Origin of the sequence: Micromonospora sp. WMMD736 (assembly GCF_049179015.1) — a bacterium.
Taxonomy (GTDB): domain Bacteria; phylum Actinomycetota; class Actinomycetes; order Mycobacteriales; family Micromonosporaceae; genus Micromonospora.
In genome coordinates this window covers 6,563,785-6,586,764 of the sequence record NZ_JBMHMI010000001.1, presented here as the reverse complement: position 1 = coordinate 6,586,764, position 22,980 = coordinate 6,563,785, and the positions used below count along the sequence as shown (strand labels likewise).

The following is a 22,980-nucleotide window of genomic DNA, read 5'->3' as shown; positions in this document are numbered from 1 at the left end:
GGGTGATCTGATCGCGCTCTCAGAGAATCTTTCATCTTTCGATGGATGGGGGCCCCATGCCCAGGTTCCGCCGTACCGCGTTCGCCGCGGCACTCACGATCGTCACGGCCGCGCTGTCGACCGCCGTCGCGCTGCCCGCCCCCGCGACCGCCGCGTTGCCCACCGCCGCCGTGGCGCTCGGCGACAGCTTCATCAGCGGGGAGGGCGCCGGGGCGTACACCCCGGTGGTCGACGCCAACGGGGTCACCCAGGGCTTCCCCGGCTGGACCGCCCCGAACAACAACGCGTTCTTCTGCCACCGGTCGGCCAACGCCTCGCTGAACCAGGCGAACCTGCCGGGCATCCAGAACCGGTTCAACCTGGCCTGCTCCGGCGGTCAGCCGCACGACATCGCCGCCGCCTCCCAGGCCCGGGCCAACGGCCGTACGGTGGCCGCGCAGCTCGACCAGCTCCGTGCCGTCGCGCAGACCCAGGACATCGACCTGGTGCTGATCGGCCTCGGTTCCAACAACAGCTCGTTCACCTTCGGCAGCGTGGCGGAGACGTGCGCGAACCGGTTCATCGCCGACGCCTGGACCGGGTGGTGGGAGTTCTGGGCGTACCTGAACGGGCCGGTGGAGCAGAAGCCGTGCAGCGACGCCGACCTGGCCACCGCCGCGCAGCTCAGCGCCGCGACCGCGGAGACCACCGCCGCCGTACGCCAGATCCTCACCACCCTCGACCAGGTGGACGCGGACGGACAGCACCGGGTGGTGTTCCAGGACTACACCAACCCGCTGCCGCTCGATCTGAACGCGGCGTTCCACGAGGAGGACGGCCGCGACGACACCCGGGACAAGTTCCGTGACCTCGGCGCCGAGCGGTACGCGGCCGGCTGCCCGATCCACCGGGCCAGCCTCGCCCCGGGACACCGCTTCTCCCAGGGTCTCGGCGGCATCGTGAAGTCCACCCGGGACACCCTGGCCGCCGAGTTCCCCAACGACGACCTGGTCTACCTGAACGTGCAGCGGGCCTTCGACGGGGCGCGGCTGTGCGAGACGACGTCCAGCCCGACCGGCGCGCTGGCCACCCCGATCCGCTTGCAGGACGGCGCGACGGGCACGTTCGTGACCAGCCTCGCCGGCAAGGACAAGATCGCCATTCAGCGGATCGCCAACACCTGCGTCAGCTACTTCCAGACCTGCCAGGAGTCGTGGCACCCCAACGCCACCGGACACCAGGTGCTCGGCCAGTGCCTGGCGGGCGCCGCCGTCACCGCCGCCCGCGCGGTGTCGTGTGTCCGCGCGAGCAACGGGACGATCTCGGTCTCCTGACCGGTTTCGCCACCGGAGGCCCCGTCATCCGACGGGGCCTCCGTCGTGTCCGGTCAGTCCTCCTGCTCCAACGGTGTCCGTTCGCCGTCGCGCTCCACCTCGATCGGCGCGTGGTCCTTGCGCGGCGCGACCTCCGCGGTGGTGCGGTGCGGATCGTCGTTCGGGTGCATGAGCACCGCGTCGGTCTTGGGGGTCTTCTCGCGGACCTCGTCCGGCTGCGACATGCCCTTCCCCTCTCCGTCGGCGTCCGCCTGACCTACCCACCGCCGCGCCGACGACTCCTGCCGAAGACGGTTCGGGCCCTCGAAGCCCGGATGTCCTCGTCGCGGGGGATCGACCGGCGGACGACGGGGTTAGCCGTGCGGGCGACGGGTAAGCCGCCTCGCCCGACACGGCGGAAGGGGATCACATGTCCGAACGACACACCGCACTGCGCTCGATGCACGATCTGGGTCTGGCGGCCTGGTTCGGCGGCTCCCTCATGGGTGCCTTCGGCGTCAACGGCGCAGCGGCGAAGATCAACGACTCGACCCAGCGGCTCCCGGTCGCCTCGGCCGGGTGGTCCAAGTGGACACCGGTCAACGCGGCCGCGATCGGCGCGCACCTCGCGGGTGCGGTCGGCGAACTGGTCACCGAGAGCCCGCGGGTGGCGGCCCAGCGTGGAGTTGGCCGCGCCAGCGCCATCAAGACGGCGCTGACGATCGGCGCGCTCGCCGTCACCGGCTACAGCCGACTGATCGGTATGCGGTTGGAGAAGGCGGGCGGACCGCCGGTGAGCGGGGCCACCGAGCCCAACCACCAGACACCGGCCAGCGTCGCCTCCTCCCAGCGGCAGATGAAGCTGCTCCAGTGGGCGATCCCGGCGCTGACCGGGTCGCTGGTCGTGGTCACCGCGTACATGGGTGAGCAGCAGAAGCCCGGTCAGGTGCTGCGCGGCCTCATGGGCCGTGCCGGCGGCATGCGCGGCGCCCCGATGGGCCTGGCGAAGATCGGCATGAGCGTCGGCGGCAAGCGTCAGATGGCGATGGCCGGACGCTGAGCGTCGGGCCGGCCGGGGCCCCGCCGGACCGTCGACGGCGGGACGCCGGCCGGTCCCGCGCACCGCACGGCACTTCGGGTGGGTCCGGTCGCGTCGGCACCGGCCCACCCCGCGCCAGGTGAAAGGCCCGGGCAAGGTGCAACCCGTCCGTCGACAGCGGCGGACCGACCGAGCGAGGTGGCCATGACGGCACACGAGGGACGCGGTGGTGACCGGCTCGAACCGGAGGCGACCAAGCCGTGGGGAACCAGCGACGGCTTCGACGCCGACGCGCCCTGGGGCGCGGACGACGACTCGCCGATGGACGAGGGCAGCGAGGAGACGGCGGTGCCGCAGGGACGGCGCGGTGAACGGCGGGCGGGCGCGCAGGCCGGGCAGAGCGGCCCGGCCGGGCGGCACGGCTTCGGCTCGGTCGAGCCTACCCGCACCACGGTGGCCGGGCCAGGCGCGCCGCCCGATCCCGCGCCCAGCGGGCGGACGTTCCCCGACGAGGCGGAGGTCACCGAGCGGTCCCAGGACGCGCTGCGCAGCCGGGGTCGCCGCTCCTAGAACAGAGGCGCCGCCCGCAGGTCCCGACGCTGAGCACGCGGGCGGCGGCCGGTCAGCCAGGCGACGTGGCGACGGCCGGACCGTCGGACGGCCGACGCGGCCCGACGGGGACCCGTGTCTCACCGAGCATGGTCTCGGCGAGCAGCTGCGCCAGCCGGGTCGCGTCCCGCTGTGCCTGACCGGCGCAGCAGTTGTTGAACAGCACGTGCAGGTCGTCGACGTCCCCGGCCAACCCGGCCAGCCGTTCCGCCCAGGCGCGTAGCTCCTGCTCGGTGTACGCGTAGCGGAACTTGTCCTGCTTGTCGCCGTCGCGCCACGCGTCACTGTGGCCGTGGAAACGCACGATCGCCGGCTCGGCCGTGCGCGCCAGCAGCGGAGGCACCGACGACGGGTGCCCCTGCGGCATGTCGACGCAGACGAGTGACAGATCGTGTGCGCGCAGCAGGTCCAGGGTCGCGGTCGTGGCCGCGCCCTCGAACCAGGACCCGTGCCGCAGCTCCACCGCCACGCGCCACGGCCGGCACCGCTGCGCCAGCTCCACGATGCGCCGTTCGGCGGCGGCGCCACGGGCCAGCCAGGGCGGGAACTGCAGGAGGACCGCGCCCAACTTGCCGGCGGCCGCGATCGGGGCGAGCGCCGCGCGGAAGCGGACCCACAGCTGCTCGTACGTCTGCTCGGGCAGGTCGCGGCGGCGGACCCGGCCGGGGCCGGCAGCCGGTCTCAGGTCGCGTGGCAGCGCGGCGACCGGCGTGGGATGCCCGGTGAAGAGACTGAACGCCTTGACGTCGAGGGTGAAGTCGTCGGGCGTCGCGTCGACCCAGCCCTGTGTCGTCTCCGGGACCGGGACGGCGTAGTAGGAGGTGTCCACTTCGACGAGCGGGAAACGGCTGGCGTAGAAGGCCAGCCGGCCGGCCGGCGTGTTCGCCGAGCGGGGATACCAGCCGGAGCGCAGCAGCGACTGGTCCGCCCAGGACGACGTGCCCACCTTGATGACACCCATGTCATTCAGTGGACAGTCCCGCACTCCGATCGGCAACCGCTGACGCCCGATGCCCCCGTCGTGTCCGACCGGGAAGTGCCGGGAAGTGTCGGTGCCCGGTCCTAGGCTGGCCGACGGACTTCGAGGAGAGGGCGACACCATGACCAGCACCACGCAGCTCACCGGGGAACGGGCCGACCTGCTGCAGACGCTGCGCCGGCACCGGGGCTTCCTCCTGCAGACCGTCGATGGTCTGACGGACGAGCAGGCCGCTGCCCGCAGCACCGTGAGCGAGCTCTGCCCCGGCGGGTTGATCAAGCACGTCGCGAGCACCGAGGAGCGGTGGATGCGGTTTGCCGTGGGTGGCGCCGAGGAGATGCAGCGGGCCGAGATCGACTGGGTCGGCCAGTTCCAGATGACGTCGGGCGAGACCCTGGCCGGGCTGGTCGAGCGGTTCCAGGCGGTGGCCGCCCAGACCGACGAGCTGATCGGGACCCTCGACCTGGACGCGGCGCATCCGCTGCCGCAGGCGCCCTGGTTCGAGCCGGGCGCGAGTTGGACGGTGCGTCGGGTCCTGCTGCACCTGATCGCTGAGACGTCCCAGCACGCCGGGCACGCCGACATCCTGCGGGAGGCGATCGACGGGGCGAAGACCATGGGCTGAGCCACGATCCGGCGGTCGACGGTCCGCACGCACATCGGGTTCCTCGTCCCCCGCGCAAAGCGGATGTGACATCGCCCGACCGGGCGGCGCTGAGGGACACGAGATGACCGCGGACCGGATGGACGGCGAGACCGCCGAGCTTCTGCTCGGCGGTCTTCCCGTCGACGAGTCCACCGGCACGGGTCCGGTCGGGCTGTTGCTGACGGCGGCCCGCGCCGCTGCCCAGCCCGGCGAGCTGGCCGGTCTGGGCGACGCCGTGCGGGGCTTCCGCCATGTCCAGGCGCAACGTCACCGCTCTCCCCCGGCCCAGCGCGAGGCGTCCGTGGCGACGGACGCGACGGCGGCTGATCTCAGGAGCGGGACGGCGACGTCGGAGGGCTGACCGGCCGGGTCGAGCGCTCGCCGGCGTACGCGTCGGTGCGGCCCCAGCGCCCAGGAACGCCGAGCAGGTCGACCCGACCGAAACCGGCCGGCAGAGCGGGCCTTACCAGCAGGTCCTCACCGGTGGGCCGCAGACCCAGCAGGGTGCCGAGCAACATCAGCAGGCCTGCCGAGGACCACGACTGCGGGCGTCCGGCCGACGGCAGCTGGACCGGATACTTCGTCAAACTCCGTTCGTAGCCGGCGATCAGCGCCGGTACCGCCCCGCCGAGGGTCTGGGCCAGGTCGAAGATGCCGTTCGCGATCCGGGCCGCGTGCGCGTCGAACCGGTAGTGCCGCAGCCCGGCGGCGATCAGGGCGTTGTCCGACGGCCACACCGCCCCCAGGTGCGATCCCACCGGGTTGTACGGGCGCTGACCGGCGGCGTACGTCCGCACGCCCCAGCCGTTGAAGAGCCGGGGTCCAACCAGGTGCTCGGCGATCGCTTCGGCGCGATCGTCCGGGACGATCCCGCTCCACAGGAGGTGCCCGATGTTCGAGGACAGGGCGTCGACCGGTTCGCCGTACGGGTCCAGTGCCAGCGCGTAGTACTCCCGGTGTGGCAGCCAGAAGTCCCGGTTGAACCGCTCCTTGAGCGCCGTGGCCTCCGCATCGAGGCGGTCGGCGTACTCCGGGTCGCCCCAGAACTCGCGGGCCAGCCGGGCGCCGCGCCGCTTCGCGTCGTACGCGTAGCCCTGCAGCTCGCAGGTGGCGCGGGGGAACTCGGGCAGCCGTCCACGCGCGTCGACGATCGCGTCCGTGGAGTCCTTCCAGGACTGGTTGACCGTGCCGACGCGGTCGTTGCGGCGCTGGTAGCGCACGTACCCGTCACCGGTCATGTCGCCGTACTCGTCGATCCAGTCCAGGGCCATCCGGGCCGGCTGGCGCAGCTCGCGGACGAGCTGCGCGTCACCGGACCAACGCTCGTACTCGTCGAGCAGCACGACGAAGAGCGGGGTGATGTCCGAGGCGCCGTAGTACACCGCGCTCGGTCGCTCATCGAAGACGCCCGACTCGCCGTAGCGGAGCTCGGAGACGATCTTGCCAGGCTCCTCCTCGCGTTCGTCGTCGAGGTGCCCGCCCTGAAGCAGGGCCAGCATCCGCAGCGTGGCCGGCGACAACTCCGGGGTGAACGCCAACGTTCCCAGGCAGGTGATGATGCTGTCCCGACCCAGGAAGGCCATCGACCACGGGAGGCCGGCGACCGGCACGCGCTCGGCGGTCGACAGTGGCCGGTACCGCAGCGCGGCCAGGTCGGCGAGGCTCCCCCGATACATGTCCTCCAGTCCGTCGCGTTCGGCCACCAACCGCGGCGCCCGGTCCAGCCAGGCCGCCAGGTCCTCCCGCATCCCGGTACGGACGGCCCGCTGGTGCGCCTGGAGGCTCTCCCGCATGTCCTGGCCGCCCTCCCCGACGACGGTCAGGACGACGTGCAGGTCGGTCTCCCACTGCCCGTGCGGGGCGACGCGGATCCGGAACGTCATGCCGCCCTCGTCGACGTCGACCGCAGCGGTGCTGCTGACCGTCGTCTCACGGACGAACCGCTGCCGCTCGTAACGCAGGGTGAGCCGTTGGCGCGCGGGGTCGACGTCGACCCGGACGTCCCGCCGCCGCAGGTTGCCGATCTCGGAGATGTCGGCGAAGTCGCTGCCCATCTCCATGCGGATGGTGAGCTCGGCCGGCTGCGGCGAGTGGTTCAGCACGGTGATCTTCTCGTGGAAGCACTCGTGGATCGAGCGGTGCCGGATGATCGACAGGTCGGCGTCGACGTAGTGGCTCGCCGCGCCGGGCACCAGGAAGAACCGGGTCTCGAAGTACGTCATGTCGTCTCGGGAGAGGGCGTTGATCCGCTCCCCGTCGACGGTCAGCACCCAGTGCGAGAGGAAACGCGTGTCGAACGCGAAGAGCCCGACGGGTGCCTGCGGATCCACCTCGACGTCACCCTGGGCGTCGCTGATGGCGAACACGTTCCCGGCGAGGACGTGCACGAGTTCCTGCCTCATGGCCGGTAGTCCCGCCCGCCGGCCGTCGCCCGCCCGGCCGGCGTGCTCCGCCGGGCCAACGCGGCCCGCCCCAGCTCGCGCGGGTGCCGCGCGCCTCGCGGGCCCGGCAGGACACGCCGCAGCACCAGCAGCAGCCGCATGTCGCCCCGCAGGGTCAGCTCGTTGCGCAGCAGCGCTGTACCCGGCGGCACCTCGCCGTTGACCAACTCGTCGAAGACGGCACGGGGCGCGCGGACGACCAGGTCCGCGTCGTCGGCCGAGCGGGTGACCCGGATGTGCTGGTCCGCCACGGTCAGGTACCAGTGCTCGGTGTGCCCGTCGTCGCGCAGGTCCAGCCGCAGCGTCCCGGCCATCACCTCGGGCAGGTCGAAAGGCTGGCCCGTGTCCAGGTGTTCCAGGTAACTCGTCGCCGTCGTGCCCATCACATCCCCTCCCGCATCCCCGCAGGCTCACCCGGGCCAGGGTGAGCGGGCCTCGCCCGAACCGGGTGAACCCGTGACGCCCAACGAACGCCGCGGACCCCGCGATCTTGCACTTTCGGTGGCGACATATCAGTCGGGAGGACGCGAATCGACAGCAGAAACTGCAAGATCGCGAGAGGACTCGTTTGGTGCGCGGTGCAGTGGGCAGGCGGCGACGGGAGGGATCGACATGCGGGCGCTGCGGTTGCGGGAGTGGCGGTCGACACCGGAGCTGGTCGAGGTCGCCGAACGACGCCCGGCCCGGATCAGGTGGATCACCACGTTCGCGCTGGAGGACGCTCTCGACGCGTACCGTCAGATGCGCGACGGGACGCTCGAAGGTCGGGCCGTGATCGTGCCGTGAGTCCGGCGTACGCCGGACGTCAGCCGCGCTCGAGCAGGCCCCGCACGTAGGCGGCCTGGCCGGCGTGCTGCGCGTCGTCGTCGGCGATGCTGACCAGCCGCACGCCGAGGCTGACCGGCGGGTCCCACGACTCGTCGACGATGCGGTCCAGGTCCGCCGGGCGCAAGCCGGCGAGGAACTTTCGGGTACGCGCCGAGACCGCGTCGAAGTAGTCGATGAGCGCCTGTGCGCTCTCCGGCCGGACCCCGGCGACCTGCGCGGGCGTGTGACCGTAGCCGGTGTCGTGCGGGTCGGCGACGAGCCCGAACCGCCCCGGCCAGTCGCCGGTGGTCCAGAGCTGCTCGGCGTCGAGCAGGTCGGCGACGTGGTGGTCCTGGACGCGGGTCAGGTGCCAGACCAGCCAGCCGATCGAGTTGGCGCCCTCGGCGGGCGCCCAGCGCAGCTGCTCCGGCGTGAGGCCGTCGACCGCCGTGCGGACGAGGTCGGGCTGCCGGTCGTACGTCTCGGTCAACAGGTCACTCACGTCCACGGGTACGCCTCCTGGTGGGTCTTGGAGCACCGTACCGCCGGCCACCGACAGCCGAACCCCGGCCGCTAACGTGATCACGTGGTCGCGGCGCTGGAGCTGTATCTGGACCCGGACGCCACGCGGCGCATCCGGGTGCTGTGGGACGCCCTGGAGGCCGAGGGTGTGCAGAGCATGCGCTCGCTGCTCCAGCAGCGCCACCGCCCGCACGTGTCCCTCGCGGTGGCGCCCCGGTTCGACCCCGAGCAGGTCGCCGAGGCGCTGCGCGGAACAGTCGTGGCGGCTCCGCTGCGCCTCGACTTCCAGCACGCCGGGCAGTTCGTCGGCCGGGTGCTGTGGCTCGGTGCGACGCCGACGACGGAACTGCTGGCGCACCACCGGTTGGTGCACGGCCGGCTCGCCGCCGCCGGCATCGGGCTGGTCGAGCACTACCAGCCGGGGCGCTGGGTGCCGCACTGCACGCTCTCCATGCGGGTGCCGAACACGCTGATGGCCGCCGCGGTACGCCGCTGCCTGGAGGTGCTGCCGCTGACGGCGACCGTGGTCGGCGCGGCGCTCACCGACCACGCCCGCGATATCGCCCACCCGCTGCCCTAGGCGGTCCGCCGGTCCCTCAGGGGAGGGTGTGGTGGCCCGCCTTGATCACCTGGTCGTACTCGCTGCGTCGGGCGTCGTAGGCGGGCTCCAGAAACGCCTCCGAGTCGGGTCCCACCGGCAGCCGCAGGGGCGGCGCGTCCATCTGCCCGAGCCGCCAGACCACATCGGCGAAGAGCTCGGGGGAGTTGATCTCCACTTTCGTGTTCATGCCCTGTAGCGCGCCGAGCATGCCCTCGCTGACCGCCAGGTAGTCCGGAATACGGCTCTCCGGCATCGCCAGATTGGCGCTGTAGTCGGTGGCGAAGCCGCCCGGTTGCAGGATGGTCACCTTCACCCCGAGGTGCCCGGCCTCGGCGGCCAGCGACTCGGCCGCCCCCTCCAGCGCGAACTTGCTCGCCGTGTACGCGGCGAGCCCCGGGAAGGGCACCGCGCCGGAGACCGAGCTGACGAAGACGGCGTGCCCGCCGCGCTGCGCCCGCCACACCGGCAGCACCGCGCGGGTGAGCCGCCACGGCCCGAAGACGTTGGTGTCGAACTGCGCGGCGATCTCCGCGTCGGACACCTCCTCGAAGGTGCCGAACTGTCCGTAGGCCGCGTTGTTGACCAGGACGTCGATGCCGCCGAAGGCGTCCACCGCCCGCTCGACCGCTGCCGCGCACTGTTCCGGGTTCCGTACGTCGAGGGCGACGGCCAGCACGTTGTCCGGATGCCGAGCCACCAAGCCGTCCAGGGTGTGCGGTCGCCGGGCCGTCGCCACCACCTGCTCACCCTCGGCCGCGAGCCGGGCCGCCAGAGCACGGCCGAGTCCACTCGAACACCCCGTGATCAACCAACGCTTTGTCATGGCCCTCGATCCATCTATCCAGTGCGTCACTTGGCGATTGCAGAGTGTCAGAGGTGGGCGGGCCGGTGAAGGGCATCGACCGTCGCCAAACTGATTCGTCAGATATTCGCCAGAGCGCTGTCGGGGCGAGTTGTCCGGTTTGGCGGGCGTCAGTCGGGAAACCGAAAACAGGGGGTGCGGACCCGGCCCGACGTGGGATGGTTCGACGTGGATGCCGTACCGGTGGCGGCCCGCGTACGCGGGCCGCCCGGCCGGGCGCGCGGGGCACACCGCGTCGCCCGCGGCGGCTTCGACGAGGAGAGGCAGGGCCCATGCAGGCTCAGCGCAGGCCACCGCGGAACGAGCGGAGCCAGACCAAGCACGACCGCACCGGCGGTGGCATGACCGGTGCCGCCACCCCGCTGACCATCTGGGCCGCCGCCGTGCTGCTCGGTCGCATCGGTGCCGGCGACGACGACCTCGAGGACGAGCGGCACATCCTGCGCGGCATCGAGTGAGCGTCGCTCACAGCCAGCCGCGACGCTTGAAGACGAGGTAGAGGGTGCCGCAGACCAGCAGCATGAGCAGGAGCGCGAACAGGTAGCCGAAGCGCCAGTTCAACTCGGGCATGTGCACGAAGTTCATCCCGTACACCGTGCCGATCAGGGTGGGGGCGAACAGGATCGCGGCCCACGAGGAGACCTTCTTCAGCTCCTCGTTCTGCGCGTAGCTGGCCGCCGTCAGGCTGCGCATCTCCTCGTTCTGCTGCTGCGACACCAGGGTGGCGTTGACGGTGAGGATGTTCTGCAGCAGGTGTCGGAACCCGTCCACCCGCTCCACCACCTGGGTGAGGTGGTCGGTGACGTCACGCAGGTAGCGGCGCAGTTCCTCGTCGGCGCCGTAGCTGCCGGCGCCGGCCGCCAGGGAGTCGAGCATGCCGAGCAGTGGGCGGGCGGCCCGCTGGAACTCGATGACCTCCCGGCTGAGCCCGTAGATGCGCCGGCTGGCGTTCGGGTCACCACCGAACACCTGGGTCTCGATCTCGTCGATGTCGTTCTCCAACCCGGCGACCACCGGCGCGTACCCGTCGACGACCTGGTCCAGGATCGCGTACAGCACCGCCTCGGGACCCCGGGCGAGCATCGGCGCGTCGGCCTCCATGCGGCGTCGTACCGCGGCCAGGTCGGGCGCCTCTCCGTGCCGGACGGTGACCACGAAACCCGGCCCGATGAACAGGTGCAGCTCGGAGAACTCCACCTCCTCCCGCAGGTCGTCGTAGCGGGCGGCACGCAGGACCACGAAGAGCGTGTCGCCGTACCGTTCCAGCTTCGGCCGCTGGTGGGCGTTGATCGCGTCCTCCACCGCCAGGTCGTGCAGCCGGAACTCGCGCGCCAGCGAGGAGATCTGGTCGATGTCGGGCCGGTACAGCCCGATCCAGGCCATCGCGTGGTCCTGCGTCTGAAGGCAGGCGTACGTCTCGGCGAGCCCGACCGGTGAGGCGAACCGGTGTCCCCGGATGTAGACGGCACTGTCGACCAGACGGCCGGCGGACGAGTTGCCCGGCTGCGCCGGCGGGACGGGCCCGACCCGCGCCTCGTGCTCGTCGAGCTGACGGCCGAAGCCGTCGCCCCGGCGGAAGCGGCGGCCACCAACCACGAGCCCGCTCCCCTCCCGGCACTGCCCGGCCCGGGGTTCGGGACGGGGGCCCTGCTTCCCCGGTGCTCCCGACCCGAAACCCGGGGCCGGGTCGCTGCTCCCGGCGGACGGGTTCCGCACACCGCCGGACGGACGTCGACCACACGGCGGATACTCGCGGTGACCATGGGCGGGACGGGGGTGACGCCGGTGGAGGTGAACAGACGTGCCGGCCGGCGGACCGACCGGTTACGACGCTGGCTGCTCGCCGACGGGTCGCGCCAGCCCACGCCGCAGGGCCTGCACGCCCACCCACAGGAGGACCGGCACCACCCGTGGTGGCGGGTGATGTGCCTGACCGGCGTGGACTACTTCTCCACGCTGGGCTACCAGCCGGGCATCGCGGCGCTGGCCGCCGGAGCGCTCTCGCCGGTGGCGACCCTGGTGCTGGTGCTGGTGACGCTGCTGGGCGCGCTGCCGGTCTACCGGCGGGTGGCGGTGGAGAGCCCGCACGGCGAGGGCTCGATCGCGATGCTCGTACGCCTGCTCAGCTACTGGCCCGGCAAGCTGTTCGTGCTGGTGCTGCTGGGCTTCGCGGCCACCGACTTCATCATCACCATCACCCTGTCCGCAGCCGACGCGACCGCCCACATCGACGAGAACCCGTTCCTGCCCAGCGGCCTCAAGGGACACGAGGTGGCGGTGACGTTGCTGCTGGTGGCCCTGCTCGGCGCGGTGTTCCTCAAGGGTTTCGGCGAGGCCATCGGGATCGCCGTCGTGCTGGTGGCGGTCTACCTGACGCTGAACGCGGTGGTGATCGGCGACGCGCTGTGGCGGGTGGTCAGCCACCCGAGCGCGGTCGGAGACTGGACGAACGCCCTGACCACCGGACACGGCGATCCGCTGCTGGTGGTCGGGCTGTCCCTGCTCGTGTTCCCGAAGCTGGCGCTGGGCCTGTCCGGCTTCGAGACCGGGGTGGCGGTGATGCCGCACATCCGGGGGGACCGTCAGGACTCGGAGGACCGGCCGTTGGGCCGCATCCGAGGCGCGCGACGATTGCTCACCACCGCCGCCGCGACGATGAGCGTCTTCCTGATCACCAGCAGCGTGACCACCACCGTGCTGATCCCGCCCGAGGCCTTCCAGCCGGGTGGGGCCGCCAACGGCCGGGCGTTGGCCTACCTGGCCCACCAGCATCTCGGCGAGGTTTTCGGCACCGTCTACGACCTCTCCACCATCGCGATCCTCTGGTTCGCGGGGGCGTCCGCGATGGCCGGGCTGCTCAACCTCGTACCCCGGTATCTGCCCCGCTACGGCATGGCGCCGACGTGGGCCCGCGCGGTCCGGCCGCTGGTCCTGGTCTTCACCGGCGTGGCGTTCCTGATCACGATCATCTTCTCCGCCAGCGTCGACGCGCAGGGCGGCGCGTACGCGACCGGGGTCCTGGTGTTGATCACCTCGGCGGCGACGGCCGTGACCCTCGCGGCGCGGCGACGGCGGCAGCGCGGACGCACGGTCGCGTTCGGTGCCATCGCGGTGGCGTTCGTCTACACCACGGTGGCGAACGTGGCGGAGCGGCCCGACGGTGTGAAGATCGCCGGCTGTTTCATCGGCGCGATGATCGTGGTCTCGGCGCTGTCGCGGGTGGCGCGGGCGTTCGAGCTGCGGGTCGACCACGTCCAGCTGGACGAGTTGGCGACCGCGATGATCGACGAGCGCTCCGGACGCCGGATCCGTCTGGTCGCGCACGAGCCGGAGCGGCGCGACCTCGCGGAGTACCGCGACAAGCTGGCCCAGACCATGGCGGACAACGACTTTCCCGACGACAGCGACGTGATCTTCGTAGAGGTCCGGGTCACCGATCCGTCGGATTTCGAGACGGAGTTGCTGGTACGCGGCAGCGTGGCGCACGACCGTTTCCCGGTGCTCAGCCTGGCCAGCTCCGCGGTGCCCAGCGCGCTGGCCGCGCTGCTGCTGGAGATCCGCGACCGCAGCGCGCGCCGCCCGCACATCTACTTCGAGTGGACCGAGGGCGGCCCGGCTCGCAACGTGCTGCGGTACCTGGCGTTCGGGCAGGGCGAGATCGCCTCGGTGACCCGGGAGATCCTGCGTCGTCAGGAGCCGGACCGGACGCGCCGACCCCACGTCCACGCCGGTTGACCAGCTCGCCGCGCGCGGGTCGGGGCTGGTGAGCGTGGTCATATCGGCTGGACGGACGACCGGTGGGCGCTGCTAGCCTCGGCGCAGGTCATGAGCGCCAGCGCGAAGCCCCGGCTCGCTGGCCGGCAACCCTCCTCCGCGGTGGGGTGCCCCGGGTGAAGACCAGGCACCGGCGGGACGTCGGTGCAAGCGTGGCCTGGCACCCAGGTCAGCACCAAGACCCGGGAGACCGCATGCACATCCTCAGCCCCACGCCACCGGCAAGCCGGCGTACGCCGGCCCTGACCCGGCGTCGCCACGTGGACCTGATGCGAATGCGCAGCGCGGCGTGTACCGCCGCCTGAAGCGCTGAGCCCCCCTCCCCGCCCCACCCCACCCTCCCGACCCTTCTTCGCGTTGATCATGAAGTTGTTGCCCGCTCGACCGGCGTGTCGTGGCAATAACTTCATGATCAACGGGGTCGACGTCACCCTTTTGGAGAATTTTGTGCGTAGTTCTGTTGGTTTGAGGATTTTTGCGGCCGCTGCTGTGGTTGTTGGTGGGTTGAGCGCCTGCGGCGGTAGCGGCGGCGGCGGGTCGGCTGGCGATGCGGGGAATCCGTACGGTCTGGCGCAGGCGGGTGTGCTGCGGGCCGGGACGCTGACGGACGCCCCGCCCAATGTGTACCTCAAGGACGGCAAGTTCACCGGCTTCGACAACGACCTGCTGACCGCCGTGGCCGGCAAGCTCGGCCTGAAGGTCGAGTTCGTCGGCACCGACTTCTCCGCGCTCCTGTCCCAGGTCAACAACCACAAGTTCGACGTCGGCAGCTCCTCGATCACCGTCACCGAGGCGCGCAAGAAGACCGTCGACTTCGGCAACGGGTACGACTTCGGCTACTTCGGACTGGACGTGCCGGCCGGCTCGCCGATCAAGGATTTCGACCAGCTCACCGGCAAGCGTGTCGTGGTGGTGCAGGGCACCGTCCAGGACGACTACGCCACCGGCAAGCAGCTCGACCCGGTCCGCGTACCCGACTACAACGGCGCGATCAACCAGCTCAAGGCGGGCACGGCCGACGCCTGGATCGCCCCGGCCGAGATCGGCGAGAAGTCCGCCGCCGACAGCAACGGCAAGATCACCGTGGCGGCCAAGCAGCTCAGTCCGGCACCGACCGCGTACGCCGTCGCCAAGGGCAGCGACAAGCTGCGCGAGGCGCTGAACAAGGCCCTCGACGAGGTCATCGCCGACGGCACGTGGAACCGGTTGCAGGCCCAGTACTACCCGGGCCGGCCGATCCCGGCCGACTTCACGCCGGGCAGCGGCACGGTCGCGGCGCCGTCGGCGTCCGCGTCGGCCGCGTCCTGACCCGGTGACGAGCGAGCAGGGCGGTAGGAGAGGCGAACGATGGATCCGTTGAGCACCCTGTGGGAGACGTTCTTCGACGTCGACGCGATGCGCGAGGCGCTGCCCGAGATGCTGACCGTCGGGCTGCCCAACACGCTGATCCTGGCGGTCTCCGCCGCCCTGCTCGGCACGGTGCTGGGTCTGCTGCTGGCCGTGGCCGGGATCTCCCGCAGCCGGTGGCTACGCTGGCCGGCGCGCGTCTACACCGACGTGTTCCGGGGGCTGCCGGCCGCGGCGACGATCCTGTTGATCGGCGTCGGGTTGGCGCCGCTGGGCATGCAGGTGTGGGGGCCGGACCCGTACCCGCTGGGCATCCTCGCGCTGTCGCTGATCGCCGCCGCGTACATCGGGGAGATCTTCCGCGCCGGCATCCAGTCGGTGGAGGCCGCCCAGCTGGAGGGTGCTCGGGCCCTCGGCTTCTCCTGGACCGACGCGATGCGGCTGGTGATCATCCCGCAGGGCATCCGGCGGGTGCTGCCCGCCTGGGTCAACCAGCTCATCGCGTTGATCAAGGACTCCAGCCTGGTGTACTTCCTCGGCCTGGTGGCCAGCCAGCGCGAGCTGTTCCGCATCGGGCAGGACTACGCGGCCACCACCGGGAACGAGTCCGCGCTGCTGCTGGCCGGACTGTTCTACCTGGCGCTGACCGTCCCACTGACACACCTCGTCAACTGGATCGACCGGCGGCTGCGCGACGGCCGGAACCCCGTCGCGCCGGACGAGGACGACGAGCCCACGCTGACCCCGGCCACGGAAGGAGACCGGCGATGACCACCGCCACCACCACCTCGGTCAGCCTGCGGGCACACGACATCCACCTGGCCTTCGGCGCGAACCGCGTACTGCGCGGCGTCGACCTGGACGTGCCCCGGGGCGCGACGGCGTGCGTGATCGGACCGTCCGGCTCGGGCAAGTCGACCCTGCTGCGGACGCTCAACCGCCTCATCGAACCCGACCGTGGCGACGTGCTGCTGGACGGACGCAGCGTGCTACGGGACGACCCGGACGCGCTGCGCCAGCGGGTCGGCATGGTGTTTCAGCAGTTCAACCTCTTCCCGCACATGAGCGTGCTGCGCAACATCACGCTGGCGCTGCGCCGGCTGCGGGGGCTCGGCCCGGACGAGGCGGCCCAGGTCGCCCGCGCGCAGCTGGAGCTGGTGGGGCTCGCCGGCAAGGCCGACGCCCGGCCCGCGCAGCTCTCCGGCGGTCAGCAGCAGCGGGTGGCGATCGCCCGGGCGCTGGCGCTGCGACCCGAGGTGATGCTCTTCGACGAGGCCACCTCGGCGCTCGACCCGGAGCTGGTCAAGGGGGTCCTCGGAGTGATGGCCGACCTGTCCGCCGCCGGGATGACCATGGTGGTGGTCACCCACGAGATGGGCTTCGCCCGGCAGGTCGCCGACACGGTGGCCTTCATGGACCGGGGCGTGGTGCTGGAAGCCGGCCCACCGGAGCGGATCTTCGAGGGGGCCGACCATCCCCGACTGCGTCGCTTCCTGGCCCAGGTGCTCTGAGGGGCCCAGTGCTCCGAGGGCGGCGCTCAGCCCGCCTGGATGCTCAGGTGCGCGGCGAACGCCTTCAGGTCGCCGAGCAGTTCCAGGATGGCGTTGCGGTAGGCCACCGACGCCCACAGGTGCAGCTCCTCGTCGTCCAGCCCGCCGAACGCGTGTGACAGGGCCTTGCGGCGACGCCGGTCGAGCACCTTGTGCGGGCGCGCGAGCAGGTCCCCCTCGCGCCGCAACGCCTGGAGGTAGGCGGCCACCGCCTCCTGGTAGTGCCGCCCGGCGACCCGTTCCAGCAGGGTGAACTCGAAGACGTTCAACGCCGCCTCGGAATCCCAGTACGCGCTGTCGCGCACCGGCGGGCTCGCCACGTGCCGACCCATGGCGTGCCGGGCCTCGTAGAGCAGCAGCACACCCCGGCCGGTGGTGCTCAGCGGCCGGCGCGGCGTCGGCAGCCGCAGCGTCCGTACCGGCGCGGCGGCGGTCAGGTCCACCGCGCCGGCGTACGTCGGCATGCGCTGCGTCGTCGACGCCGGCTCGGGCAGCAGGCAGGCCAGCTCCTGGTAGGGCACCGGGCCACCGGAGGGCAGGGCGCGTACGGTCGCCTCGTGCAGCTCGCCGAGCGACCGGTCGTCCGGGGCACGCCCCGGCGGCAGCGTGAGCACGAGACCGTTGGCGCCGGGCACGGGCACGCCCAGCACGCAGGAGTTGCGCAGGAACGCCCAGGTCGCCGCCGCTTCGCGGATGCCACTCGCCACGGCCTGCGCGTCCGCGCGCCAGTCCTGCGCGATCCGTAGCCGCCGGGCCAGGTCGGCGGCCGCCGCGCCCTCGTGCGGATACAGCTCCCGTACGGCCCGGGGCAGCGACCCGGGGCGCAGCGCCAACGGGTCACCGGTGCGAGGGGGCACGGCGTGCCTCGGGCAGTCGGCGTCGGAGTGCGGGTCACCGTCGACCGCGTGGCAGTCGCCCAGCCAGCTCGCCCCGGGTGGCCCCGCCGGACGGGCGAACGCCAGGTGGGGCAACCGGCCGGTCCGCAGGACCGTCTCGTACTGCGGCCGGGCGCGACCGGCGCGCAGCACGTCCAGTGGCAGCACGGGGGCGAGGGTCACCACCGCGGCGAGGACGACGCAGTGTGGGCAGGCGTCGCGGACGCGATAGCGGCGGAGGTGGTCGACGCCGGGCTGTTCCCACTGGACGCCGACGACTGCGCCCTCCTGCGCCATGAGGTAGAGGAACCCGGTGGCGACCCGCTCGCGGGTGACCGAGGCCACCTCGTCGAGGAACTGCCGCTCGGTGACCATCCGCGGCTCGGCCGCGCTCGCCCCGGTGGTCATGGGCCCCCCTCACCGACCGAGCGCATCGACGAACACCGAAACAGGCCTCCACCGTACCCGCCGATGAGCTGCCCGGACGCCCCGGTCGCGGACCGCGCGGTGTCACCAATACGTCAGGGGTCGGTTGCGGACCCCGCTCACTCGTCGGGTCCACGCCCCAGCAGCCGGATCTCCTCGTTGTCCAGCGCCGACTGGAGCTCCAGGAGCACCAGGTCGTCGATCTCCCGGCTGTCGCGTAGCCGGGTCAACTCCCGTCGCTTGTGGGCGAGGACGCCGAGGCGCAGTCGGCGTTCGAGTCGGCGTTCCTCGCCGGTACGTCCGCCGGTCTCGTCGAGGTCCGCCAGGTGACGCTCGTACTCGGCCCGCAGCCGGCGTACGGACTCCTTCTCGGCCCCCACCTCCGCGGCGACCCCGGGCAGGGCGTCCAGGCCGGCCTGGGTGGCGCTCCGACGGGCGCGTCGGGCCTCGTCGACGCGTTCGGGGTCGCCGGACAGCCGCGCCCAGCGCACCACCAGCGGCAGGGTGGTGCCCTGCACCAGCATGATCAGGACGATCACCAGCGCCGTGACGAAGATGATCAGATCCCGCTCGACCACCGGCCGGCCGGCGACCGTCATCGTCGGGACGGCCAGCGCGGCGGCGAGCGACACGGCGCCCCGGAAACCGGACCAGCCCGCGACCGTGCCGACCCGCCAGCTCGGCGTGCTGCGTTCCTGCTCGACCATCCGCCGCCGACGCAGCCGCGCCGACTGCGCCGTCAGGTAGACGAAGCCCAACCGGGTGAGCACGACGACGAGCGTGACCGCGAGCACGATCAGCACCGCCCGCGGCGGCGAGGTGCTGACGATCCCGCGCACCGCCCGGGGGATCTGGGTGCCGAGCAGCACGAACAGGCCACCGTTGATCAGGAAGGTGGACAGGTCCCAGAACGCGTACGCCAGCACCCGGGAGCGGGCGCGGATCACCCGTGGGCCGGCGTACGCGAGCACCAGGCCGGCGACCACGACGGCCAGCACCCCGCTCGCGTGCACCGAGTCGGCGAGCAGGAACGCGGCGAACGGCGTCAGCACACTCAGCGCGCCCTCACGCAGCGGATCGTCGAGTCGCTTGCGGATCAGCACCACGCCGGCCCCCACCAGCAGGCCGGCGACCACCCCGCCGAGGCTGGCCCCCACGAACTCCTCGCCGATGCCCAGCGCCCCCGGCTTCGCGCTCTCGGTGAGCAGACCCACGGTCACCGCGAAGACCACCAGCGCGGTGCCGTCGTTGATCAGGCTCTCCGCGTGCAGGGTGGTGAGGAGTTTGCGGGGCAGCCGCTTGGCCAGGCCGGTGACCGCGGCGGCGTCGGTGGGCGCGAGCACCGCGCCGAGCACCCAGGCGGCGGCCGGGTTCACGCCGAACGCCTGCGCGGTGAAGGAGACCGTGACCATGGTGAGCACCACGAGCACCACGGCGAGCAGCCCGATCACCGGCAGGTTGGCCCGGATCTCGCGCAGGCTGATGGTCAGGCTCTCCCGGTACAGGATCGCCGGCAGGAAGATCAGCAGTACCAGGTCCGGTTCCAGGACCACGTCGGACAGCGGCGGTGCGAGCCCGAGCAGCACCCCGAAAGCGATGAGCAGCACCGGCGGCGCGACCCGGTACCGACCGCCGAGGGTGGTGCCGATCAGGACGGTGACGCCCAGCACCACGATCAGGACGAGCGCGTGCACGGCGTACCCCCTCGATCCCTCGGCCGACGGCGCAGGCTGGTGGTTCCATCTGACCGCACGCCGGTGGCCGGTTCCCCGGGAACCGGCAAGTCGCCGGCTGCCGGGCGCGGCGTAGGTCAGGTCGGGTCGGCGGCGCGGAGGCGCGCGGTCAGCAGGCGGGCGGTCCGGCGGTGGGCGTCGGCCTCCTCGTGGTGGCCGAGCGCCGCGGCGAGATCGGCGAGGTGCCCGGCGACCGGTCCGGCGGTGAGCACGCCACTGCCGGCGGCCAGTTCGGCGGCGGCCGGCCGGAGTGCGGCGGCGGCGCGCTCGATGGCGGCCCGGTCGTCCACCGCGAGCGCCGCCCGGGCGACGAGACACAGCCGCACCTCCCGCAGCAGGTCGTGTGGCCCGTCCGGGAGGGCCCGCAGCGCCGACCCGGCCGCATCGTGGTCACCGGAGTGGGCGAGCAGCAGCGGTCGGACCCACGGCTCGTGCGGGCCCCAGTCCAGCCCCGCCCAATCCTCGTCGCCGAGTCCGTCGACCGGCTGCCCGTCGGCGGGGACCAACCGATCACCCGCCGGGTCGCCGACGGCGTCGGCCAGGCGCAGGCCGAGCAGGGCGAGCGGCAGCAGCCCCTGGGCCAGGCCCGGCATGCCGTCGGTCGGCAACCGCTCGGCGGCGGCCCGGTACGCGGTCGCCGCCGCGTCCCGGTCACCGAGCCACGCCAGGCGCAGCGCGGCGTACCAGCCGGTGAAGACACCGACGAGCGGCAGCTCGTACCGCTGCGCGAGACGGTCGGCGGCGCGCGCGTGCTCGTCCGCGCCGGTCCGGTCGGCCCGCGCGCAGCAGCTCTGGAGCAGGATGAGGTGGCCCAGCACCTCGAAGGTCACCAGGTGCCGCCGGGCGGCGAGGTCGACCAGCTCGGCGCCGATCCGGGCCCGCGCGTCGGCCAGCCCGACGCGGTCGAAGGCGTGCATGAAGCGCGCGTTCAGCGCGAAGGCCAGCAGCCCGGGGTCGTCGAGGGTCCGGGCGATCCGTTCGGCCTCCGCGGCGGCCCGGCGGCCCCGGTCATCGGTGACGCCCCGCAGTTCCAGCGCGAGGGTGCTCAGCAGCCGACTGCGTTGCGCCGATCCGGACGGGCCGAGGCCGGTCAGGGCCCGCTCGGCGGCGCGGACGATCCGCTCGGAGAGGAGGTCGTCGTCGTTGCGGGTCCAGATGGCGGGCACGTCGAAACCGGCCAGCACCTGGGCGGTCAGCCGGGCGTCACCGAGCGCCTCGGCGTCGGCGATCGCCTCGGCTCGGTGCCGCCGCGCCTCGGCCAGGCGACCGGTCACGGCCAGCGAGCGCCCGAGACCGAGCCGAGCCGTCAGCCGCTCGCGCCGCTCGGTCCCCCCGGCCCGGTCGTACGCCTCGACGACCTGCGCCCACAGCCGGCTGGCCTCGTGCGGGTTGCCGCCACGTTCGGCCCGTTCGGCGGCGGTACGGGCGTAGTCGGCGGCCCGGCGGGCGGCTGCCGGCCCCCCGGCGGACAGCAGGTGGTGGGCGAGCGTGGCGGGGTCGACGGGTTGGTGCCGCTGCAACGCCTCGGCCACGGCGGCGTGCCAGGCCGCGCGACGCGAGGCGGACAGGTCGGCGTAGAGCGTGTCGCGGACCAGGATGTGGGTGAACCGGAGCCGCCCGTCGGACGCCTGCTCGGTCAGGAAGCCGGCCTGCAACGCGCGGTCGACGGCGTCCAGCAGCGCCGCCGGGTCGTCGGTCAGCGCGCCGAGCACGGCGGGGTCGACGTCCCGGCCGAGCACCGCCGCCTGCCGCAGCACGGTACGGGTTGGTGGGGGCAGCTGCGCGAGGCGGTGCCGGATGACGTCACGCACCCCGGGCGGTACCGCCTCCAGCGCCGAACCGCCCGCCTCGGCGTACAGCTGGGCCAGCTCCCGGACGAAGAACGGGTTACCCGCGCTGCGGCGGTGGATCAGCGCGACGGCGGACGGGGTCAGTTCCGTGCCGGCGACGGCGCGGGCCAGTTCACCGGTGGCCTCCGGGGACAGGCCGGCGAGGTACTCCCGCACGGGTTCGAGCCCGGCGGCACGGGCCAGCGCGGCGGTCAACCCCCCGGTGATCTCGGTGGCCCGGTAGGTGCCCAGGACCAGCACCGGTCCGGTGGCGGGTTGCGGCCCGGCGAGCAGTGCGGTGAGCAGGTCCAACGTGTCACCGTCGGCCCGGTGCAGGTCGTCCAGGACCAGCAGCAGCGGGCCCCGGTCGGCGACGGCGGAGAGCACCGACGCCACCGCGCGGTGTCGGCGGAACCGGGCCACGGCGGGATCGTCGACGCTGTCGGCGTCCGCCGTCCCGCGCTCGGACGACACGCCGCCAGGAGCGGACGACACGCCTGAGCCGGTGAGCGCCTCGGTGATCTGGGTCCACGGCCAGGCGGCCGGAGCGCCCTCGTACTCGGGGCTGCGCCCCCACGCCGTGGTCCAGCCCTCGCCGGCCAACTGTCGCGCCAGCGCCTCGGCCAGGGCCGTCTTGCCGGCGCCCGGATCGCCGCTGAGCAGGGCGAGCGTGGGCCGCCCGGAACGGGTGGCAGCCTCGGCGGCACGTCGCAGCCGCTTTCGCTCCGCGTCCCGCCCGACGAACGGCCGCCGCGCCGCCGACCCGCCGTCGGGAACGGGGCCGGCCCGGTCCGCAACGGCCACCGTGGGCGTGTCGACGAGGTGTGGGGCCTGCGCGAGGATGTCGGCCTCCAGCCGGCGCAACTCGGGGCCCGGGTCCACCCCCAGCTCCGCCACCAGGACGGCGCGGGCCTCACGCAGCGCGGCCAGCGACTCGCCCTGTCGGCCGGCGCGGTACCGGGCCAGGGCGAGCAGCCGCCAGGCGTCCTCGCGCAGCGGATGTGCGGCGAGGTGGCCGGGCAGGTCGGCGGCGGCCTCGTCCGGCCGACCCAGCGCGAGCAGCGTCTCGGCCCGCCGTTCCACGGCGAGCATCCGCAGCTCGTCCAGCCGGTTGACCTCCGCCACGGCCCAGCCCTCGCCCACGCAGTCCGCGTACGCGGGCCCACGCCACAGCCCGAGGGCCGCGTCCAGCGCCACGAGGGCCGGCGCGGGCAGCTCCGCCGTCAGGAGCCGACCGGCCTCGCCGACCGCCGCCTCGAAACGGTCGGCGTCCACCGCGTCCGGGGTGGTCCGCAGCGCGTACCCCGAGGGCTCGGTGACCAGGAGGCCAGATGGCTGCCGGGGCGGCCGGTCGGGCTCCAACGCCCGGCGTAGGTCGGCGACGAACGTCCGGATCGCGCCCACCGCGCGCTCCGGCGGCACCTCCCACAGGTCGTCGACGAGACGTTCCATCGGCACCACCCGGCCACCGGCGATGAGCAACCGGGCGAGCACCAGGCGCTGCCGATGCCCCCGCAACGGAACCGGACCGGTCCCGGCGACGGCGGTCACCGGCCCGAGCACGCCGAACGTCACCGGTGCCGTCGGCTGCCTGGTCATGGCCTCAATCTAGCCCGCACTGATCCGACACTGACCGTCCGCTGATCAC

The 22,980-nt window shown here is 72.8% G+C and carries 22 protein-coding genes and 1 riboswitch; of the genes, 12 read left to right on the top strand and 10 right to left on the bottom strand.

The features are described 5' to 3' along the window. Positions 1–56 precede the first annotated feature (56 nt). Complete coding sequence (locus ACN269_RS29950) at positions 57–1,313, top strand: hypothetical protein (RefSeq protein WP_421475589.1); 1,257 nt, start codon at positions 57–59, stop codon at positions 1,311–1,313. 53 nt (positions 1,314–1,366) lie between these two features. On the opposite strand, the gene ACN269_RS29945 is transcribed toward ACN269_RS29950, so the two are convergent. Further along, complete coding sequence (locus ACN269_RS29945) at positions 1,367–1,537, bottom strand: hypothetical protein (RefSeq protein WP_421475588.1); 171 nt, start codon at positions 1,535–1,537, stop codon at positions 1,367–1,369. Positions 1,538–1,722: 185 nt separating this feature from the next. On the opposite strand from ACN269_RS29945, the gene ACN269_RS29940 reads away from it, so the two are divergent. Then, positions 1,723–2,352, top strand: a complete 630-nt coding sequence (locus ACN269_RS29940) for a hypothetical protein (protein WP_421475587.1) — start codon at positions 1,723–1,725, stop codon at positions 2,350–2,352. Positions 2,353–2,535: 183 nt separating this feature from the next. After that, the gene (locus ACN269_RS29935) at positions 2,536–2,901 is read left to right on the top strand and encodes a hypothetical protein (RefSeq protein ID WP_421475586.1); all 366 of its coding nucleotides are present in this window, start codon (positions 2,536–2,538) and stop codon (positions 2,899–2,901) included. 52 nt (positions 2,902–2,953) lie between these two features. Here ACN269_RS29935 and ACN269_RS29930 read toward each other — a convergent pair whose 3' ends face one another. Continuing rightward, positions 2,954–3,901 (bottom strand): DUF72 domain-containing protein, encoded by a 948-nt coding sequence (locus tag ACN269_RS29930; protein WP_421475585.1) that lies wholly within the window; start codon positions 3,899–3,901, stop codon positions 2,954–2,956. Positions 3,902–4,040: 139 nt separating this feature from the next. Between ACN269_RS29930 and ACN269_RS29925 the strand changes: the two genes are divergently transcribed. Together ACN269_RS29925 and ACN269_RS29920 are read left to right on the top strand one after the other, a co-directional pair. Continuing rightward, positions 4,041–4,544 (top strand): DinB family protein, encoded by a 504-nt coding sequence (locus ACN269_RS29925; RefSeq protein ID WP_421475584.1) that lies wholly within the window; start codon positions 4,041–4,043, stop codon positions 4,542–4,544. Positions 4,545–4,647: 103 nt separating this feature from the next. Next, entirely contained in the window at positions 4,648–4,926 is a 279-nt protein-coding gene (locus ACN269_RS29920) for a hypothetical protein (RefSeq protein ID WP_421475583.1), read from the top strand. On the opposite strand, the gene ACN269_RS29915 is transcribed toward ACN269_RS29920, so the two are convergent. Next, on the bottom strand, positions 4,895–6,967 hold the full coding sequence (locus tag ACN269_RS29915; protein ID WP_421475582.1) for a glycogen debranching N-terminal domain-containing protein: 2,073 nt from the start codon (positions 6,965–6,967) through the stop codon (positions 4,895–4,897). The two genes, ACN269_RS29920 and ACN269_RS29915, sit on opposite strands and share 32 nt — an antisense overlap. After that, complete coding sequence (locus tag ACN269_RS29910) at positions 6,964–7,389, bottom strand: SCP2 sterol-binding domain-containing protein (protein WP_421475581.1); 426 nt, start codon at positions 7,387–7,389, stop codon at positions 6,964–6,966. Before ACN269_RS29910 ends, ACN269_RS29915 begins: the two co-directional genes overlap by 4 nt. Before the next feature lie 229 nt (positions 7,390–7,618). On the opposite strand from ACN269_RS29910, the gene ACN269_RS29905 reads away from it, so the two are divergent. Beyond that, complete coding sequence (locus tag ACN269_RS29905) at positions 7,619–7,792, top strand: hypothetical protein (RefSeq protein WP_421475580.1); 174 nt, start codon at positions 7,619–7,621, stop codon at positions 7,790–7,792. A 19-nt stretch (positions 7,793–7,811) separates the two neighbouring features. Here ACN269_RS29905 and ACN269_RS29900 read toward each other — a convergent pair whose 3' ends face one another. After that, positions 7,812–8,321 carry a mycothiol transferase gene (locus tag ACN269_RS29900; RefSeq protein ID WP_421475579.1) on the bottom strand — a complete coding sequence of 170 codons (510 nt, stop codon included), beginning with the start codon at positions 8,319–8,321 and terminating at the stop codon, positions 7,812–7,814. Positions 8,322–8,399: 78 nt separating this feature from the next. Between ACN269_RS29900 and ACN269_RS29895 the strand changes: the two genes are divergently transcribed. Further along, the gene (locus tag ACN269_RS29895) at positions 8,400–8,915 is read left to right on the top strand and encodes a 2'-5' RNA ligase family protein (protein WP_421475578.1); all 516 of its coding nucleotides are present in this window, start codon (positions 8,400–8,402) and stop codon (positions 8,913–8,915) included. A 16-nt stretch (positions 8,916–8,931) separates the two neighbouring features. Here ACN269_RS29895 and ACN269_RS29890 read toward each other — a convergent pair whose 3' ends face one another. Then, a complete protein-coding gene (locus ACN269_RS29890) occupies positions 8,932–9,759 on the bottom strand; it encodes an SDR family oxidoreductase (RefSeq protein ID WP_421475577.1) in 828 nt (275 codons plus the stop codon). A gap of 311 nt (positions 9,760–10,070) precedes the next feature. Here ACN269_RS29890 and ACN269_RS29885 point away from each other — a divergent pair, with 311 nt between their 5' ends. Beyond that, on the top strand, positions 10,071–10,256 hold the full coding sequence (locus ACN269_RS29885; protein WP_421475576.1) for a hypothetical protein: 186 nt from the start codon (positions 10,071–10,073) through the stop codon (positions 10,254–10,256). A gap of 7 nt (positions 10,257–10,263) precedes the next feature. Here ACN269_RS29885 and corA read toward each other — a convergent pair whose 3' ends face one another. Next, positions 10,264–11,394, bottom strand: a complete 1,131-nt coding sequence (gene corA / locus ACN269_RS29880; protein ID WP_421475575.1) for a magnesium/cobalt transporter CorA — start codon at positions 11,392–11,394, stop codon at positions 10,264–10,266. Positions 11,395–11,583: 189 nt separating this feature from the next. On the opposite strand from corA, the gene ACN269_RS29875 reads away from it, so the two are divergent. The 4 genes from ACN269_RS29875 to ACN269_RS29860 all read left to right on the top strand — a co-directional run bounded on the left by ACN269_RS29875 (position 11,584) and on the right by ACN269_RS29860 (position 16,430). Continuing rightward, the gene (locus ACN269_RS29875) at positions 11,584–13,533 is read left to right on the top strand and encodes an amino acid transporter (protein WP_421475574.1); all 1,950 of its coding nucleotides are present in this window, start codon (positions 11,584–11,586) and stop codon (positions 13,531–13,533) included. An 86-nt stretch (positions 13,534–13,619) separates the two neighbouring features. Next, positions 13,620–13,731, top strand: a riboswitch (SAM riboswitch). Between the two features lie 423 nt (positions 13,732–14,154). Continuing rightward, the gene (locus ACN269_RS29870) at positions 14,155–14,880 is read left to right on the top strand and encodes an ABC transporter substrate-binding protein (RefSeq protein ID WP_421475573.1); all 726 of its coding nucleotides are present in this window, start codon (positions 14,155–14,157) and stop codon (positions 14,878–14,880) included. A gap of 39 nt (positions 14,881–14,919) precedes the next feature. After that, complete coding sequence (locus ACN269_RS29865; protein ID WP_421475572.1) at positions 14,920–15,690, top strand: amino acid ABC transporter permease; 771 nt, start codon at positions 14,920–14,922, stop codon at positions 15,688–15,690. Further along, entirely contained in the window at positions 15,687–16,430 is a 744-nt protein-coding gene (locus tag ACN269_RS29860; protein ID WP_421475571.1) for an amino acid ABC transporter ATP-binding protein, read from the top strand. The genes ACN269_RS29865 and ACN269_RS29860 overlap by 4 nt, the downstream gene beginning before the upstream one ends. Positions 16,431–16,456: 26 nt before the next feature. Here ACN269_RS29860 and ACN269_RS29855 read toward each other — a convergent pair whose 3' ends face one another. The 3 genes from ACN269_RS29855 to ACN269_RS29845 form a co-directional block, all read right to left on the bottom strand. After that, a complete protein-coding gene (locus ACN269_RS29855; protein ID WP_421475570.1) occupies positions 16,457–17,752 on the bottom strand; it encodes a hypothetical protein in 1,296 nt (431 codons plus the stop codon). Positions 17,753–17,889: 137 nt separating this feature from the next. Continuing rightward, a complete protein-coding gene (locus ACN269_RS29850) occupies positions 17,890–19,464 on the bottom strand; it encodes a Na+/H+ antiporter (protein WP_421475569.1) in 1,575 nt (524 codons plus the stop codon). Between the two features lie 116 nt (positions 19,465–19,580). Beyond that, the gene (locus tag ACN269_RS29845; protein ID WP_421475568.1) at positions 19,581–22,931 is read right to left on the bottom strand and encodes a BTAD domain-containing putative transcriptional regulator; all 3,351 of its coding nucleotides are present in this window, start codon (positions 22,929–22,931) and stop codon (positions 19,581–19,583) included. Positions 22,932–22,980 lie beyond the last annotated feature (49 nt).